General features: G+C 59.0%; 14 protein-coding genes. 8 read left to right on the top strand and 6 right to left on the bottom strand.

The genetic code is table 11. The features are described 5' to 3' along the window. The first annotated feature begins 8 nt into the window (after positions 1–8). Entirely contained in the window at positions 9–1,232 is a 1,224-nt protein-coding gene (locus AB1805_03125) for a hypothetical protein (GenBank protein ID MEW5744420.1), read from the top strand. Between the two features lie 228 nt (positions 1,233–1,460). On the opposite strand, the gene AB1805_03130 is transcribed toward AB1805_03125, so the two are convergent. The 3 genes from AB1805_03130 to AB1805_03140 form a co-directional block, all read right to left on the bottom strand. Beyond that, positions 1,461–2,324, bottom strand: a complete 864-nt coding sequence (locus tag AB1805_03130; GenBank protein MEW5744421.1) for a cation diffusion facilitator family transporter — start codon at positions 2,322–2,324, stop codon at positions 1,461–1,463. Continuing rightward, entirely contained in the window at positions 2,308–3,492 is a 1,185-nt protein-coding gene (locus AB1805_03135; protein ID MEW5744422.1) for a tRNA guanosine(34) transglycosylase Tgt, read from the bottom strand. The genes AB1805_03130 and AB1805_03135 overlap by 17 nt, the downstream gene beginning before the upstream one ends. Before the next feature lie 112 nt (positions 3,493–3,604). Then, on the bottom strand, positions 3,605–5,587 hold the full coding sequence (locus tag AB1805_03140) for an ATP-binding protein (protein ID MEW5744423.1): 1,983 nt from the start codon (positions 5,585–5,587) through the stop codon (positions 3,605–3,607). Between the two features lie 294 nt (positions 5,588–5,881). On the opposite strand from AB1805_03140, the gene AB1805_03145 reads away from it, so the two are divergent. The 6 genes from AB1805_03145 (at position 5,882) to AB1805_03170 (ending at position 11,964) form a co-directional block, all read left to right on the top strand. Then, on the top strand, positions 5,882–8,125 hold the full coding sequence (locus AB1805_03145; GenBank protein ID MEW5744424.1) for a vitamin B12-dependent ribonucleotide reductase: 2,244 nt from the start codon (positions 5,882–5,884) through the stop codon (positions 8,123–8,125). Between the two features lie 98 nt (positions 8,126–8,223). After that, positions 8,224–8,751 (top strand): dCMP deaminase family protein, encoded by a 528-nt coding sequence (locus AB1805_03150; protein ID MEW5744425.1) that lies wholly within the window; start codon positions 8,224–8,226, stop codon positions 8,749–8,751. A 204-nt stretch (positions 8,752–8,955) separates the two neighbouring features. Then, entirely contained in the window at positions 8,956–9,339 is a 384-nt protein-coding gene (locus AB1805_03155) for a TraR/DksA family transcriptional regulator (protein MEW5744426.1), read from the top strand. A gap of 219 nt (positions 9,340–9,558) precedes the next feature. Further along, a complete protein-coding gene (locus AB1805_03160) occupies positions 9,559–9,792 on the top strand; it encodes a hypothetical protein (protein ID MEW5744427.1) in 234 nt (77 codons plus the stop codon). Next, the gene (gene rmuC, locus AB1805_03165) at positions 9,789–11,240 is read left to right on the top strand and encodes a DNA recombination protein RmuC (protein ID MEW5744428.1); all 1,452 of its coding nucleotides are present in this window, start codon (positions 9,789–9,791) and stop codon (positions 11,238–11,240) included. The genes AB1805_03160 and rmuC overlap by 4 nt, the downstream gene beginning before the upstream one ends. A gap of 10 nt (positions 11,241–11,250) precedes the next feature. Next, complete coding sequence (locus AB1805_03170) at positions 11,251–11,964, top strand: TIGR00730 family Rossman fold protein (protein MEW5744429.1); 714 nt, start codon at positions 11,251–11,253, stop codon at positions 11,962–11,964. Between the two features lie 89 nt (positions 11,965–12,053). On the opposite strand, the gene trpD is transcribed toward AB1805_03170, so the two are convergent. The 3 genes from trpD to trpE are packed head-to-tail and all read right to left on the bottom strand — an operon-like array spanning position 12,054 to position 15,153. Next, positions 12,054–13,064, bottom strand: coding sequence for an anthranilate phosphoribosyltransferase (gene trpD, locus AB1805_03175; protein MEW5744430.1), 1,011 nt, complete (start codon positions 13,062–13,064; stop codon positions 12,054–12,056). Then, a complete protein-coding gene (locus AB1805_03180) occupies positions 13,061–13,636 on the bottom strand; it encodes an aminodeoxychorismate/anthranilate synthase component II (GenBank protein MEW5744431.1) in 576 nt (191 codons plus the stop codon). Before AB1805_03180 ends, trpD begins: the two co-directional genes overlap by 4 nt. A gap of 5 nt (positions 13,637–13,641) precedes the next feature. Continuing rightward, on the bottom strand, positions 13,642–15,153 hold the full coding sequence (gene trpE / locus AB1805_03185) for an anthranilate synthase component I (GenBank protein ID MEW5744432.1): 1,512 nt from the start codon (positions 15,151–15,153) through the stop codon (positions 13,642–13,644). A gap of 318 nt (positions 15,154–15,471) precedes the next feature. On the opposite strand from trpE, the gene AB1805_03190 reads away from it, so the two are divergent. Continuing rightward, a complete protein-coding gene (locus AB1805_03190; protein ID MEW5744433.1) occupies positions 15,472–15,969 on the top strand; it encodes a transcription termination/antitermination NusG family protein in 498 nt (165 codons plus the stop codon). Positions 15,970–16,168 lie beyond the last annotated feature (199 nt).

A 16,168-nucleotide genomic window follows, 5' to 3' on the forward strand; every position in this document is an offset into this window, starting at 1 on the left:
ACAGTTTCATGAGAGAACTCAAGGTGGTAGCAAAAGCAACCGAGCGTGTCGACTATCTTCCAGAGTGGCCCGGTTTTCATAGAGTTTTCGGCCTCCATATGCGTAGCGCTGGTGCAGGCTGCCATATAGAACTCGACAAAGAGCTTGAGGTCGAATTGCGTGCCTCCTCAACGCCACACATAGTACTGGCTGACCGCTTAATCCGTACGATCCAAGGACTGGAAGCTCAACGCGACAAATTTGATGTGCTGTTTATCTACATTCCCAAGCGTTGGATGCCCGCCTTCACAGGAGGCCCGGGTGAGGATTTCGATCTGCACGACCACCTGAAAGCCGCCACCGCTACACGTCGACTCCCCGTCCAGCTGGTGCGTGAGGATAAGGCTTTGGCTTACCCACACCGCGCCAGCGTTATGTGGCGTATTGGGCTGGCGCTCTATACAAAAGCCGGTGGTGTGCCCTGGAAGCTGGCTGATGTCGATCCTGAAACAGCCTACATAGGTATCTCTTACGCTGTACGCCCACCTGATTCGGAGCGACCGCGCTTTGTGACCTGCTGCAGTCAGGTCTTTGATGCTGAGGGATCGGGTCTGGAGTTCATCGCTTATGACACTCATGAGGTAGAAGTACAGCGAGAAAATCCCTTCCTCTCACGAACAGAGATGTTCCGTGTCATGACACGCTCTATGGACCTTTACCGTCGACGGCACGCGGGCCGCTCTCCCCGGCGTGTGATGGTGCACAAAACCACCGAATTCAAAAAAGACGAGATTGACGGTTGCATGGAGGCTCTTCACCTCTGCGAGGCCGTCGACTTGGTGCAAATTGTCGAAGACGTTGGATGGCGCGGCGTCCGGGTCGACCTTGACACTGGCACAGAGAGAGGCAAACCTGCTCCTTTTCCCGTCTCACGAGGTACTCTTGTTGGCTTAGGTCCGCGTGAAGCATTACTGTGGACACACGGTGATGTGCGCGGCATCAGTGATCGCAGGGCATATTTTCAGGGGGCTCGAAGTACTCCGCGGCCAGTGCGCTTGGTGCGACACGCTGGCCATGGCCCATGGGATGAAACAGCACGCGCGATCCTTGCGCTTTCGAAGATGGACTGGAACAACGATGCCTTGTATGACCCACTACCTGTAACAATCGGGTACGCGAAGGTGCTTGCACGAGTTGTTAAGCGTATGCGCGGCTTGGGTAGCGCGCCTTACCAATTCCGCTTTTTCATGTAGACAGGGAAGATGTTCGATAAAAGACTTAAAAGAGGCGGAACTCCACTGTATCTATTTTGTATCTTTTTTGCGGTAGTTAAGGGTATTTACCGGTAAGTATCTATGACGCCAAACGGTACTATTTTACTTAATAATCAATGGTATTAATTGAAAATAGAGGAAAAGCCTAAACCTTCAAAATGGGATTTTGAGTCCGCCGCGTCTGCCATTCCGCCACACCGGCAGCGGTTACGGTCCCGGAGACGGCTCGATATGGACGACCACATCGACTACTTCGGGGATCCGTTCCTTGATGCGCTGCTCGACGGCGTCGGCGATCTTGTGGCTGTCTTCGACCGAGAGAAAGGGATTCACCAGGATGTGGAGGTCGATGAAGATGTTGTTTTTCGTTCCGCGCGTCCTGATACCGTGGCACTCCACCACTCCCTGCGTGGCGCAGGCGACCTCCTTGATAATCGCGATATCCACCTGTGTCCTGTCGACCAGCATCTCGGTCGACTCCCTGATCACCCGTGTTCCTGCCCGCGCGATGAAGAAGGCGACGATAACCCCCGCGATAGGGTCGGCCTGGGGGAACCCGAGGGCGATGAAGGCGAGGCCCGCGATCACACCGAGGGTGACGTAGATGTCGCTCATGGTGTGCTGGGAGTCGGCGATGAGGAACTCGCTGTTGAGCCGCTCTCCGACCCGTCTCTCATACGTCGTGACGAAGATGTTTACCACGAGGGTGGAGAGCATGAGGATGAAGCTCGCCGTTGTTACCGATACCCCGGAAGTATTCCCTAACGCATGATAGGCATCCTTCAGGATCTCGAAGACGGTGATGAACATGAGCACGCCGACGAAGATGGCGAACACCGTCTCGTATTTGCGGTGTCCGTAGGGATGCGCCTCATCGGGAGGATGGGAGGAGATGTAGATGCCGATCAGTCCGGCGATGTTGGCGACGCCGTCGAAGAGGGAGTGAAAGCCGTCGGAGGTGATCGCCACCGAGCGCGAGAAGTAGCCGTAGGCTATCTTCGTCCCGGAGACGAGCGCGTTGAGGACGAGCGTCACCACGAGTACGCGCCGTATCTCAGCGGTCCGGTCCAAGAATACCTTCCCAATGCGCCTTGAAGGCGCTGAAGCGGTTCATCGCGATCGCCTCGCGCATCTTCCTGAAGAAGTCGAGGTAGAAGGCGAGATTGTGCATCGTGTTGAGCCTCATCGAGAGGATCTCCTTCGCGAGGAAGAGATGCCGCAGGTATGCCCGGGAATAGTTCCTGCAGGTGCAGCAGCCGCAGTTCGGATCGAGGGGGCCGGCATCGTCCTTGTATTCCGCTCTCTTGATGCTGATCCTGCCGACGCTGGTGAAGAGCGTTCCGTTGCGCGCATTCCGGGTCGGCATGACGCAGTCGAACATATCGGCTCCCTGCTCCACCGCCACGAGCATATCGACCAGGTCGCCGATGCCCATGAGGTACTTCGGCTTGTCCGGCGGCATGAGCGGCACGAGGCTGGCGATGATGTCGTACATCTCCTCCTTGGGCTCGCCGACGCTCAGCCCTCCTGCGGCATAGCCGTCGAAGCCGATGGCAACGAGCTCTTCGAGGCTCCTCTTCCGCAGGTCCTTGTACATGCCGCCCTGGATGATGCCAAATAAAGAGGGAAACGGGGAAGGGGAGATACGGTGCACCGGAGAGCCCTCAGGAGTCTTGTAGTTTTTCATCTCCGTTTCCCCGCTTCTCCGCTTCTCCCTATCCAGATAATCTTTGCACCGCTGCGCCCAGCGTGTCGTCAACTCAAGGGACTTGACCGCGTAATCGTGCTCAGCGGGGTAGGGGGGGCATTCGTCAAAGGCCATGGCGATATCCGAGCCCAACGCGACCTGTACCTCCATCGCCTTTTCCGGCCCGAGGAACTGGAGCGAGCCGTCGATATGCGATCTGAACTCCACGCCGTCCTCCCGTATCTTCCTCAAGGACGAGAGGCTGAAGACCTGGAACCCGCCGCTGTCGGTGAGAATGGGCCTGTCCCAGTGGATGAACGAGTGGAGTCCGCCGAGCCGGCGGACGATATCGTGCCCCGGCCTCAGGTAGAGGTGATAGGTATTGCAGAGGATGATCTCGGCGCCGATCTCCTTGAGCTCTTCGGTCGACATGGCCTTCACCGTTCCCTGGGTGCCCACCGGCATGAATGCGGGGGTATGGATGGCGCCGCGACCGGTTTCGAGGATTCCGGTGCGTGCGCTTCCGTCGGCGTGGGTTGCGAGAAACCTCATCGAATGGCGCGCTCTCTCCTGACTGTTATCTTAATTATAACCGCAATGCCTCGTTCATGCAGGATGCACTGCAGCTGTCACGTGCCCGCCCCTGATCACGCGAGGCGTGCAGTTAAAGGGCGGGCAGATGGATCGTGAACTGCGTGCCTCTGCCGACCGTGCTTTCGACGGCAATGTGGCCGTTGTGCGACTTCACGATGGCATGCACCGTCGCGAGTCCGAGCCCGGTCCCCTTATCAACGGGCTTGGTGGTAAAGAAGGGCTCGAAGATATGGCTCAGCACCTCTTTGTCGATGCCCGTACCGGTATCGGCGATCATAATGGTAACATATCTTCCCGGCGGGAGGTAGGGATAGCGGGGGTCCTTGTCCGCGATGAGGAGCTCGAAGGTCGTGACGGCCAGCCTCCCCCCTTCGGGCATGGCGTCCCTGCCGTTGATGCAGATATTCAGAACAGCCTGTTCGATCTGGGACGCATCTCCCCGGACCGGCGAGAGATGCTCCGCGAGCCCGGTGACAATCTCGATGTTCTTGGGAAAGGTGTTGCTGAGGAGCTGTTCGAGGTCGGCGATGATTGTATTGACCGCTACGGGCCCCGCGGCGTCTTCTCCCAGCGCCTTTCCCTTCGCCAGCTTGCTCAATTCGCGCGCGAGATTGCTCGCCCGTTCGGAGGCGCGTTCTATCGACTCCATATGCCGGAGCAGCGCCTCGAGCGCTTCCCCTCCGATCGCCTCGTCCCTTTCCCGCGCCTCCCGCAGCTGCATGCTCACGAAGGAGGCGTAGCCGAGGACGCCGACGAGCATGTTGTTGAAGTTGTGCGCCACGCCGCTGACCAGGACATTGATGCTCTTCAGCCGCTGCTCCTGCAGGATCTGCTCCATGAGCCGCTCCTCTTCCCGCTCTTTTTCGAGGATCTCGAATTCCGCAGCGACTATCTGGCCGATGGTCTTGAGCACATTGATATCCGACTCGGAGAACTCCCGCCGCGGCCCCGAAGCATTGACGACGCCGATGACCTCGTCTTTCCGGTCGAACACGGGGAACCCTATATAGGACTCCGCCTGTGACGCCCTCAGGCCCGCTGCATCGGGGAACATCCTGAAGGCGTCCCGCTCTACGATCACCAGCTGCCTCTTTGCGCAGACCCCTTCACAGGGGGTTCCCTTGAGGGAGATCGTCATGTCCCTCCTGAGCGCGCCGTCGAGATACTGCGCCACGATATGGGCGTCCGCGCCGTTGTTGTTCACGGTGGCGATGAGGGAGCTCATGCCGAACATCTTGCCTATGGTGGTTGCGATCTCGCCGAAAAACTCGTCCCCTCTCCTGGTGACCGCGATCTGATAGATATGGTTGATCCAGCGCGTCTTTTCTTCCAGCGCTGCCACGATCCCTCCGATCCTGCTGCTGATGAAGGCGAGCTCCCTGATCGGTCCCTTGTAGACAGGGAGCTCCCCGCGCTCGAGGGGCGCGATGATGTCGTTAACCGGGCGCGCAATGGTCCTGTTCAGGTAGGAGAGGAGCAGTATCGTGGCCAGGAACAGCACGCCCCCGGTAACCCCGTGGGCGATCTTGACGTCCCGGAGCAGCGCGGCATGCGCGGCAGCGTCCTTGATGAGGAGAATATCCCACTGCCAGGGCTCGAACGGTATCTTGTAAAGATAATATTGCCTTCCCTCATGCCGGATCAGCGAAAAGGTGTTCTCTTGTATCGTTTTCCGCGCCGCATCGGATAACGAGGGGTACGTCTCGCAATCGCAGATGAGCTCTCTCCCTCCCTCGAGAACGATCCCCTTGAGATTGTTCTGAAGCATGAAGCCGCCGATCGTCTCTGCAACCATCGCCTTTTTGGCCTTTACCGCACGGAGGTCGGCTGTCATGCCCTCCTCGATGAGCTCATGGAGGCCCTTATCGCAGATGCTGTAGATGGCACGCGACAGCTCCAGGAGGGACTCTTTTATCTGGCGGTCGGCAAAATCGGAAACGGAGCGGAGGATGACGACGTAGAGGCCGAATCCCATCACGCCAACGACGGCGGTCACCGGGACTATGATCCTGAAGGCGAGGCTATTGACGATCCTATGGCGGTATGCAGTCATTTGAAGGGATGCTGGGCATCAGGTACAAAGAATGCTATAATTAGGAAAACGAACAAAGCTGCCATGACAGCGGTTCCGGTCATGGCCCCTAGTATACCAGATTTTTCTTAACAATCAGTTCACAGGCATTTCACAGTAAAAGGACAACAAAATCAGCTAATTTAGAAACTTCCAATTTTTTCCTTGACTCGTACAAGATATTGTGGTTTAATTCCAGTCGTTATACAAAATAGCGGCCTGTTCAAGAACGCTGCATCAGTTATTGAGGGGTTAAAATCTTATCAGGGGGACTCTATGGAAGAGACGTCAAAGAATGTTTTACACCTTACCGCGAATGCAAAGACGGTACTCGAGAAGCGCTACTTGAAGAGAAATGAAGACGGGGCCGTTACAGAGACCCCTGAGGAGCTGTTCCGCAGGGTCTCCCGTTGCATCGCTTCCGCCGACGCCCTCTACGGCAAGAGCGAGCAGGAGGTGCGGCGTACCGAAGAAGAGTTCCACGAGCTCATCACCTCGCTCGTCTTCCTCCCCAACAGCCCGACGATAATGAACGCCGGCAGGAGGCTGGGCCAGCTCTCGGCCTGCTTCGTCCTGCCCGTAGAGGACTCCATGGAGTCGATCTTCGATGCCGTCAAGTACGCCGCCATCATTCATAAGTCGGGCGGCGGCACCGGATTCAGCTTCTCCCGGCTGCGGCCCAGGGGCGACGTGGTCGGCTCCACCAAAGGCATCTCCTCGGGCCCCATCTCCTTCATGACCGCCTTCGACACCGCCACCGAGGCGGTGAAGCAGGGCGGCACCAGGCGGGGCGCCAACATGGGCATCCTGCGGGTCGATCACCCTGATATCCTCAACTTCATCACCTGCAAGGACCACAACCACCGCCTCAACAACTTCAACATTTCGGTCGGCCTCACCGAGGACTTCATGAAGGCGGTCGAGGAAGACAAGGAGTACGACCTCATCAACCCGAGGACGAAGAAGGTGGCGAACAGGCTCAGGGCGCGGACCGTCTTCGACACCATCGTCAAACAGGCGTGGAAGAACGGCGAGCCGGGTATCGTCTTCCTCGATCGGATCAATGCATCGAACCCGACACCGAAGCTGGGAGACATCGAGTCGACCAATCCCTGCGGCGAGCAGCCGCTCATGCCGTACGAGTCATGCAACCTCGGCTCTATCAATCTCGCCAGGATGGCGCGCACCGGCGCCGACGGGAGCTGCGAGATCGACTGGGAGCGGCTCAGGGCGACCACCTGGAAAGCGGTGCACTTCCTGGATAACGTCATCGACGTCAATAAATATCCGCTGCAGATGATCGACGAGATGACCAAGGCCAACCGGAAGATCGGCCTCGGGGTCATGGGATGGGCGGACATGCTCCTCCAGATGAAGATACCCTATAACTCCGACCGGGCGATCAAGCTCGCCGAAGAGGTCATGGGATTCATCCAGACCGAGGGGCGGCTCGCTTCAGGCGCCCTTGCCGAGGAGCGCGGCGTCTTCCCGAACTTCGAGCTCAGCATCTACAAAGACGAGATGCAGGTGCGGAATGCGACGGTGACGACCATCGCGCCCACGGGCAGCCTCTCGATCATCGCCGGGTGCTCGTCGGGCATCGAGCCCCTCTTTGCCGTGTCGTTCGTGCGGAACGTCATGGAGGGGACGAAGCTCATCGAGGTCAACCCCCATTTCGAGAGGGTGGCGAAAGAGCGCGGGCTCTGGAACAGGGAGCTCATGGAGCGCATCGCCGAGACCGGCTCGGTCAAGGACATAAAGGAGATACCCGAGGAGGTGCGGGAGGTCTTCGTCACGGCGCACGACATCACGCCGATCGACCATATCAGGATGCAGGCGGCGTTCCAGAAGTACATCGATAACGCGGTGTCGAAGACCGTGAACTTCTGCCGCACCGCGACCACCAAGGATGTGGAGGACGTCTACATGCTCGCCTACAAGAAGGCCTGCAAAGGGGTGACGGTCTACCGCGACGGGTCGCGCGAGGACCAGGTGCTCTCGACGAAGACCGGGAAGGAGGCCTCCGGGCAGGAGGCGGCTCCGGCAAAGATCAGCCCGAAGAAGCGGCCGGCGGTGATCAAGGGAGAGACGAGGCTGATGAAGACCGGGTGCGGCCATCTCTATGTCACGATCAACGAGGACGAGAACGGCAGGCCCTTCGAGGTCTTCACCAATATCGGCAAGGCCGGCGGCTGCGCATCGAGCCAGGCAGAGGCGATCGGCAGGCTCATCTCGCTCGCCCTCAGGTCCAACATCGAGCCCGAAGAGATCATCCAGCAGCTCAAGGGGATCTCGTGCCACCAGCCCTCATGGACCGAGGGCGGCAAAGTGCTCTCCTGCTCCGATGCGATCGCCAAATCGCTCGAGAAGTACAGGCATGCGGGCCACGGCAACGGCAACGGCAAGAAGAGCGACGAGGTGCTGCACCAGATCGGCGCCTGTCCCGAGTGCGGCGGCGCGGTCGAGCACGAGGGCGGCTGCGCCATCTGCCACAACTGCGGGTTCACGAAGTGCGGATAGGCTGTTGACGGTAATTCACCACCCGGGTGCATGAACAGAGCCCCGAAGAGTCGAGCGACTTTTCGGGGCTCACGTATGACATGGTAGAATAGAAGAGTATGAGCGGAGATAACGGAAATAAACCTTTTATCCGGCCTGCGTGGGATGACTATTTCATCGAAATCGCAAAGGTCGTCTCATCGCGCTCCACCTGTCTCAGGCGGCGCTACGGCGCGGTCATCGTCAAGGACAATGTCATCGTCAGCACCGGCTACAACGGCGCGCCGCGGGGCTCGGTGAACTGCGTCGACCTCGGCAGGTGCAAACGGCGGGAGCTCAACATCCCCGCGGGAGAGCGCTACGAGCTCTGCGAGGCCGTGCACGCGGAGCAGAACGCCATCATCAACGGCTCGCCCGAGCGCATGAAGGACGCCGTGATCTACATAGCGGGCTTCGAGGAGGACGGTTCCTTTGCCGACGGCACGCCCTGCCTCCTCTGCCGCCGCATGATCCAGAACTCGATGATCCGGCAGATCGTCTATCTCAAAAAAGACGGGACTATCGAAAAGATCGACAACGTGCTCTCCTGGCTCCACCAGGGAGTACCGCATGCAGACGCAGGGGAAGGCTCCTCGAACAAGGAGTAACGGGCTCCCTGCCCGCCTTTCTGTTGAGCACCGTGAAGCCGAAGTGGAGAGAGTAGTCGGCGCTCCTCGAAAAATCTCCGAGCACAAAACCACCCCGCATTTCCAGTTGACAGCATTTTGTTTTGTCTCTATAGTTAGATGATAGTCTGCAAAATTCATTATGGGATTTTTCCCAGGGCAGCGACAACGGTCCGGAGTGTGGTGATGAATACAGAGAGAAAAGAACGGTTGACGGCCCTTCTGCTGAACAAGAAAGCGGAACTGCTCAACATCTCGAAGCGAGACATGGGCAGCCTCATCAATGCCGAAGCGCGGAAGGCCTACGGCGCGGGGAGCGACGACGGCGACGTGGCTGCCTCGCTGCAGGTGGAGGATGTGAGCATCGGCGCGCTGAATGTGCGGAGGGACATGATACGGCAGATCGACAACGCCCTGCTGCGTCTGCGGGAGGACGAGTACGGCATCTGCAGCGACTGCGGCGAGGAGATCGAAGAGCGGCGCTTGAATGCGCTGCCGTTCGCCCTGCTCTGCCGGGATTGCCAGGAGATCAAGGAAGAGCTTGCAAAAATAGGAGAACGCCCGTCATAGAGGAGCGCTGCGCTGTTTTGCTTCGCGCGCTGAGCATAAAAAAGAGACGGTGGGCCACGGGCCACCGTCTCTCCGGTCACAACCGCCAGCAGAGCAGCTTGCTGCAGTCTTTTCAGCCGGCTGATCTCGGCATTCCTCCGGCCGGTGATCGCTTTCCGGGGGCCGTATTTATACTGGGCATCGGGAAAAAGCAGCGACAAATAGTTTACAATAGCCCTCATGAAGGCAAAGAAGAACCTCATCGTCCCCTATTCCGCCATCCCCGCCCTCGTCCGCACTGATATCAACGATAGAGATGAAAAACAGGCATGGGAGCTTTTTGTCTCCCGGCCGGATAAATTCTACAGCTTTACCGGCTGCACGAGTTTCGCCGTGATGAAGAGGTTGAAGATCGTGAAGTGCCTTTCGCTCGACCGCCATTTCAAGCAGGAAGGCTTCGAAGAGGCAGTATGACCGAGCTGCTCCTCATAGGGTCGGGAATCCTCATCGGCGCGTTTTTCTCGTGGCTCATTGCCGGTTTCCGCCACCGTGGCGAGATCGCCCGCCACACCGCCGCGCTCCAGGCGGACTATGCTGACCGCATCGCCGGCCTCGAGGGCAGGGCAAAAGGTTCCGAGGCGGTCGTCGGCGAGCTGCGACAGCAGCTGCAGCAGAAAGATGACGATCTGCTCCAGCTGCGGAAAGAGCTCCAGGGGGAGCGCCACCAGCGCATTGAGACCGTGACGCGATTGGAGGAGTCGCAGAAGCGGCTCGAAGACTCGTACCGCAGCCTAGAGCAGCAGAAAGAGCTGATCGAGGTGATGAAGAAGGAGATCGCCGACACTTTCAGCGTGCTCTCGTCGGCAGCGCTCAAGAGCAGCAGCGAGGATTTCCTGAGGCTCGCCTCGGAGAACCTCGGCAAGATCGTTGCCGAGACCAAGGGCAAGCTCGGGGAGCACCAGGCCGCCCTGGACGGCACGGTCAAGCCCCTCCAGGAGATGCTCAAGCGCTACGAGCAGCAGCTGCGCGAGATCGAGGAGGGCAGGCACCGGAGCTTCGGGAGCCTGACGGAGCAGCTGAAGTCGCTCTCGACCATGCACGAACAGCTCCAGCGGGAGACGAGCAACCTGGTCACGGCCCTGAGCAAGCCGAAGGTGAGCGGCTCCTGGGGAGAGCTCGGCCTGCGGAGAGTGGTGGAGCTTGCAGGCATGACCGCCTATTGCGATTTCTACGAGCAGGAGTCGGTAGCCACCGAAGGGGGCCGCATCAGGCCCGATATGATCGTGAGACTGCCGAACGGCAGGGAGATCGTCATCGATGCAAAGGCCCCGGTCGAGGCCTATATGGCGGTGGTGGCCGCTGCCTCGGACGAGGAGCGGAAAAAAGCGATTGTGCACTACATCGCCAGCGTGCGCAGCCACCTGAACGTCCTGAGCTCAAAGGCCTACTGGGACCAGTTCGCCCAGTCACCGGAGATCGTCGTCATGTACCTGCCGGGCGAGTCGTTCTTCAGCGCGGCCATCGAGCACGACCATACGCTGATCGAAGACGGCAGCGCCAAGCGGGTCATCCTCGCCACGCCGACCACCTGCATCGCGCTGCTCAAGGCGATCGCCTACGGCTGGCAGCAGGAGCAGATGACCAAGAGCGCCCAGGAGATCAGCAAGCTCGGCAAGGACCTCTATGAGCGGTTCTCGATCGTGCTCGAGCACTATACAAAGAGCGGGCAGGCGCTCCGCAAGGCGGTCGAGTCGTACAACGACGGGGTGCGCTCGGTCGAGACGCGGCTCATCCCCTCGCTGCGGAAGTTCAAGGAGCTCGGCGTCTCGAGCGCCAGGGACGCTGCTCCTCCTCCGGAGATAGACCAATCCCCCAAGCGCGCACAGCACCTGGCCCTTGAATTTACCGAGGAAGATACGTAGGATAGAGGGCATGGCGCCGTACAAAGACAACACGGTACGAATCGAAGACCTCAAGGGATCGGAGTCATTCAGGATATTCAGGATTCAGGGCGAGCTGGTCGACGGCTTCGAGGCGCTCTACAATCTGGGGCCTGCGGTGAGCATCTTCGGCAGCGCCCGGCTCGGCGAGGATACCTACTATTATCAGAAGGCTGTCGAGGTGGCGCAGATGCTCTCGAAAGCGGGCTTCTCGATCATCACCGGCGGCGGCCCCGGTATCATGGAGGCGGCGAACAGGGGGGCCAAGCTGGGGAAGGGCACCTCGGTGGGCCTGAATATCGTCCTGCCCCATGAGCAGAAGCCGAACCCCTACCAGGACATCAACATCTCGTTCAAGTACTTTTTCGTGCGGAAGCTGATGTTCGTAAAATACGCCATGGCCTTTATCATCTTTCCCGGCGGCTTCGGGACCATGGACGAGATGTTCGAGGCATTGACCCTCGTCCAGACCGGCAAGATCGACGCCTTCCCGGTCATCCTCTTCGGCAGGGAGTACTGGCAGGGCCTCATCGACTGGATGAAGACTTCCCTGGTAAAAGAAGGGACCATAGGCCGCGAGGACTTCGCCTTCTTCCAGGTTGTCGATGAGCCGAGAGAGGTGTGCGAGCTCTTGAAGGAGCACTACCGCGTCTTCGGCGGGCCGGTGCCGATCGGCGAGTGCAACGAGAATAACAAAAGACCGTGACGCGTAATGCGTGATGCGTAACGCGGTCAAAGCCATAAGGCCTTTTAATCATCTACAGAGTACGCTTTACGGATCACGCATTACGGCTTTTAAAGTGAATTCGTTACTTTCCTGACCTCTTCCAGCTTGTCCAGCGCCTTCTTCGCATCGATCGCATCCGCCGCTATTTCTATGCCGGCAGTGAAATTGTCGGTGCGGCCGCCTGCAATCAGGGCGGCGGCGGCATTGAGCAGCACGATATCGCGCCGCGGGCCGTCCTCGCCGTTGAGGATCGAGAGGGTTATCCGGGCATTCTCTTCCTTGTTCCCTCCGGCGAGCGCTTCCGTAGCGGCCCGCGCGAAGCCGTAATCTTCCGGGGTGATATAGGAGGTCTCGACCTCCCTGTTGCGGTAGCGGGAGATCCTCGTGCCGTCGCAGACCGTGATCTCGTCGAGACCGTCCTCTCCATGCACTACCATGGCGTCTTCGGCGCCAAGGTTTCCGAGGACCGAGGCGAGCAGGTCGGTGAGACGGCTCGCAAAGACGCCGAGCACCTGGCGCTTCGCATTCGCCGGATTGGTCAGCGGGCCCAGGATATTGAAGATGGTCCTCACCCCCATCTCGCGGCGGGGGCCGATGGCGTACTTCATGGCCGGGTGAAAGAGCGGGGCGAAGAGAAAGCCGAAATTCGTCTCGAAGAGACACGTCTCGACCTTTTCGGGGACGAGGTCGATCTTCACGCCGAGGGCTTCGAGCACATCGGTGCTCCCGGACTGGCTCGACACCGAGCGGTTGCCGTGCTTTGCCACAGGCACTCCCGAGGCGGCGACGACGAGGGCAACGACGGTCGAAATATTGAAGGTGTTCGACATATCGCCGCCGGTGCCGCAGGTGTCGATGACTCCTTCAGGCGCCTTGATCCTCGTCGCCTTCTCCCTCATGATGCGCGCGGCGCCCGTAATCTCGTCCACGGTCTCGCCCTTTATTCTGAGCGCAGTCAGAAAGGCGCCGATCTGGGCATCGGTGGCGCGGCCCTCCATGATCTCGGTCATGCACTCCGCCATCTCCTCCTCGGAGAGGCTTATGTTCTGGATGAGCAGGTTGATACCCTCTTTGATCATGACGCGGCCCCGAGGCCGAGAAAGTTCTTCAAGAGATCTCTGCCGGCCGTGGTGAGAATGGATTCGGGATGGAACTGTACTCCTTCCACGATATGCGTTTTATGGCGGACGCCCATGATGACGCCGTCTTCGGTCCATGCCGTGATCTCGAGGCAGTCGGGCAGGGACTCTCTCCTGATGACCAGGGAGTGGTAGCGCGTCGCGTCGAAGGGGTTGGGCAGTCCCGTGAATATCGTCCTGTTGTCGTGGTGGACGCGGGATATCTTGCCGTGCATGAGATACGGCGCCCGTATGATCTCGCCGCCGAAGGCCGCGCCGATCGACTGGTGGCCCAGGCAGACGCCCAGGAGCGGGACTCTGCCGGCGAAATGCGTGATTACCTCGATCGAGACGCCCGCCTCCTTCGGCGTGCACGGCCCCGGAGAGACGACGATCCGCTCCGGCCCGAGCCGCTCGATCTCTGCGATAGTGATCTTGTCGTTCCTGAAGACGCGGACCTCCTCGCCCAGTTCCCCCAAATACTGAACGATATTATAGGTAAAGGAGTCGTAGTTATCGATCATCAGAAGCATCTGCGCTACTCCCTGCGGGGCCGCTCGAAGAAATCGACCGCCTTCATCATGGCTGACGCCTTGTTCACGGTCTCGGTATACTCGCTTTCGGGAACGGAATCGGCGACGATCCCGGCGCCGGCCTGTACATATATTCTACCATTCTTGACGACGAGCGTTCTAATCGTGATGCAGATATCCATGTTGCCGGAATAGCTGAAATAGCCTACCGACCCGGCGTAGGGTCCGCGCCTGGTCGGCTCGAGCTCCTCGATGATCTCCATAGCCTTCACCTTCGGCGCGCCGGTGACGGTGCCGGCGGGAAAGCAGGCCCTGAAGACATCGAAGGCGTCGAGGCCCCTCTTCACCGTTCCTTCCACATTCGAGACGAGGTGCATCACATGGCTGTACCGCTCGACTTTCATGAGCTCCGTCACTGTCACCGAGCCGATCTCGGCCACCCTGCCGACATCGTTCCTGCCCAGGTCGACGAGCATGATGTGCTCGGCGACCTCTTTGGGGTCCTGCTTCAGGTCCTCCTCGAGCGCGAGGTCCTCTTCTTCGGTGGCGCCCCGCTTCCGCGTGCCGGCGATCGGCCTGAGCGTGATCGTCTCCTCCTCGAGCCTCACCAGGATCTCGGGAGAGGAGCCGACGAGCTGCGCATCCCCGATATCGAGATAATACATATACGGCGAGGGATTGATGACCCGCAGGGCGCGGTAGAGCTCGAAGGGGCCGGCGGTCGCCTCGGTCTCGAAGCGCTGCGAGAGGACGACCTGCACCACGTCGCCGGCAAGGACATGCTCCTTCGACTGCGCAACGGCCTCGAGGAAGTCCTCTTTCCGAAAGTTCGAGACGAACTTTTTGGCGGGGGTCGGGCGTGCCGCTCCCGGGGATGGATGCCCCGAAGGAATCCTCAGCGCCGCGCCCGGGCTGACCTGCCCGCCGGTCAGGTCCCCGATGATCCGGTCGATCTTCTTTCCCGCCTCGTCATACGCCCCTTTCCGGTCGTCGCCGTTCACATGAACGTTGCAGACGATCTTTATGGTCTGTTTGAGGTTGTCGAAGATGAGGAGGGTATCGGTGAGCATCAGGAAGATATCGGGCATGTCGAGGGCGGGCTTCCGGAGGTCGGGAACGCGCTCGAAGAATTTCACCACATCATACCCGATGTAGCCGACGAAGCCGCCTGAAAAGCGCGGCAGGCCCGGCACCTCGACCGGCGTAAACTGCCCGAGGGTCTCTTTTATAATGATGAGCGGATCCTCTGCCTCGACCGTCGAGCGGCTACCGTTGCTGCTGATCTCGCCTCGCCGCCCGTGAAAGACGACGGTCATCGCCGGATCGATACCGAGAAAGGAGTAGCGGGCCCACTTCTCGCCCCCGGTTACGCTCTCCAGGAGAAAGGCGGGCTTTTTGTCGAGCTTCAGAAAGGCGCTTACCGGCGTCTCGCTGTCGCCGAGGATCTCCTTATACACGGGAATAAGATTACCCTGCCGTGCCAGGGCGATGAAGGTGTCGAAATCGGGAAACAACATGGCCGCAACTCCCTCTCTTGCTGCAAAAACTACAGCGATTTTACACGCATAAGGCTCGAAATAGAGCGAAAATTCAATAACTAGTAGCATACCATACTTTACTTTTTCAGAGAAAGCTTTCAGCCGTCAGCAATCGATGACAAGCTGTCAGTCCTCAGCCGTCAGCTATCAGCTAAAACGACAGGCATTGAGACCCGGGCCCTCAGAGCTGATTGCTGACGGCTGAGGACTGACAGCTGATTGCTGATGGCTGATTGGATCGAAACCGCGGGATATGTGCTACAATTTACCAGTATGCAGCTTTCAGGTGATGGCGTAATGAGCTGGTATGCGATTTATACGAAGCCGAAGCAGGAAGACCGCGTGGCCGAAAATCTCTCCCGGGCTCTGCACGGGGTCTTCAACCCGAAGCTGAAGAGAAAAAAGCTGATCCGCGGCAGGTATGAGCAGGTGATACGGCCCTTCTTCCCCTGCTATGTGTTCGCGCAGTTCGATCCTGCAAGCCAGTACCACATGATCAAGTACACCCGCGGCGTGCGGGGCATCGTCGGAAGCCCGGGCTCTCCCTGGCCGGTGAGCGAAGAGATCATCGGCATCATCAGGGCAAAAATGGATGACGAGGGGCTCATCGTCATCAAACCGGATATACGGGTGGGGGACCCGGTGGAGATTACCGAGGGGCCTCTGCAGGGGTTCGCGGGGATCTTCGAGAAGGAGATGAAAGACCGGGACCGCGTCGTGGTGCTGCTGAACACGATCGAGTACCAGGCCACGGTCGAGATCGAGCGGGAGTTTCTCAGGAAGCGGCCCGCCTGAGCGATCATGGTGAATAGTACCCAAGGCAAGAGATATGATACGAACCACCATAAGGGCGGTCAATAGAGTGGATGGGAGTAAATCATCTATGCTATCCTACTATGCTGTTCTGCTTCTTTATCCTCAGTGCGGTCATAGTGGGGGAGATAGCTACAGAAGTAATTTTTTGCGTGCCCGTAATCGGACATGAAGGGCGGTA

This window comes from Nitrospirota bacterium (assembly GCA_040752355.1).
GTDB lineage: Bacteria > Nitrospirota > Thermodesulfovibrionia > Thermodesulfovibrionales > Dissulfurispiraceae > JBFMCP01.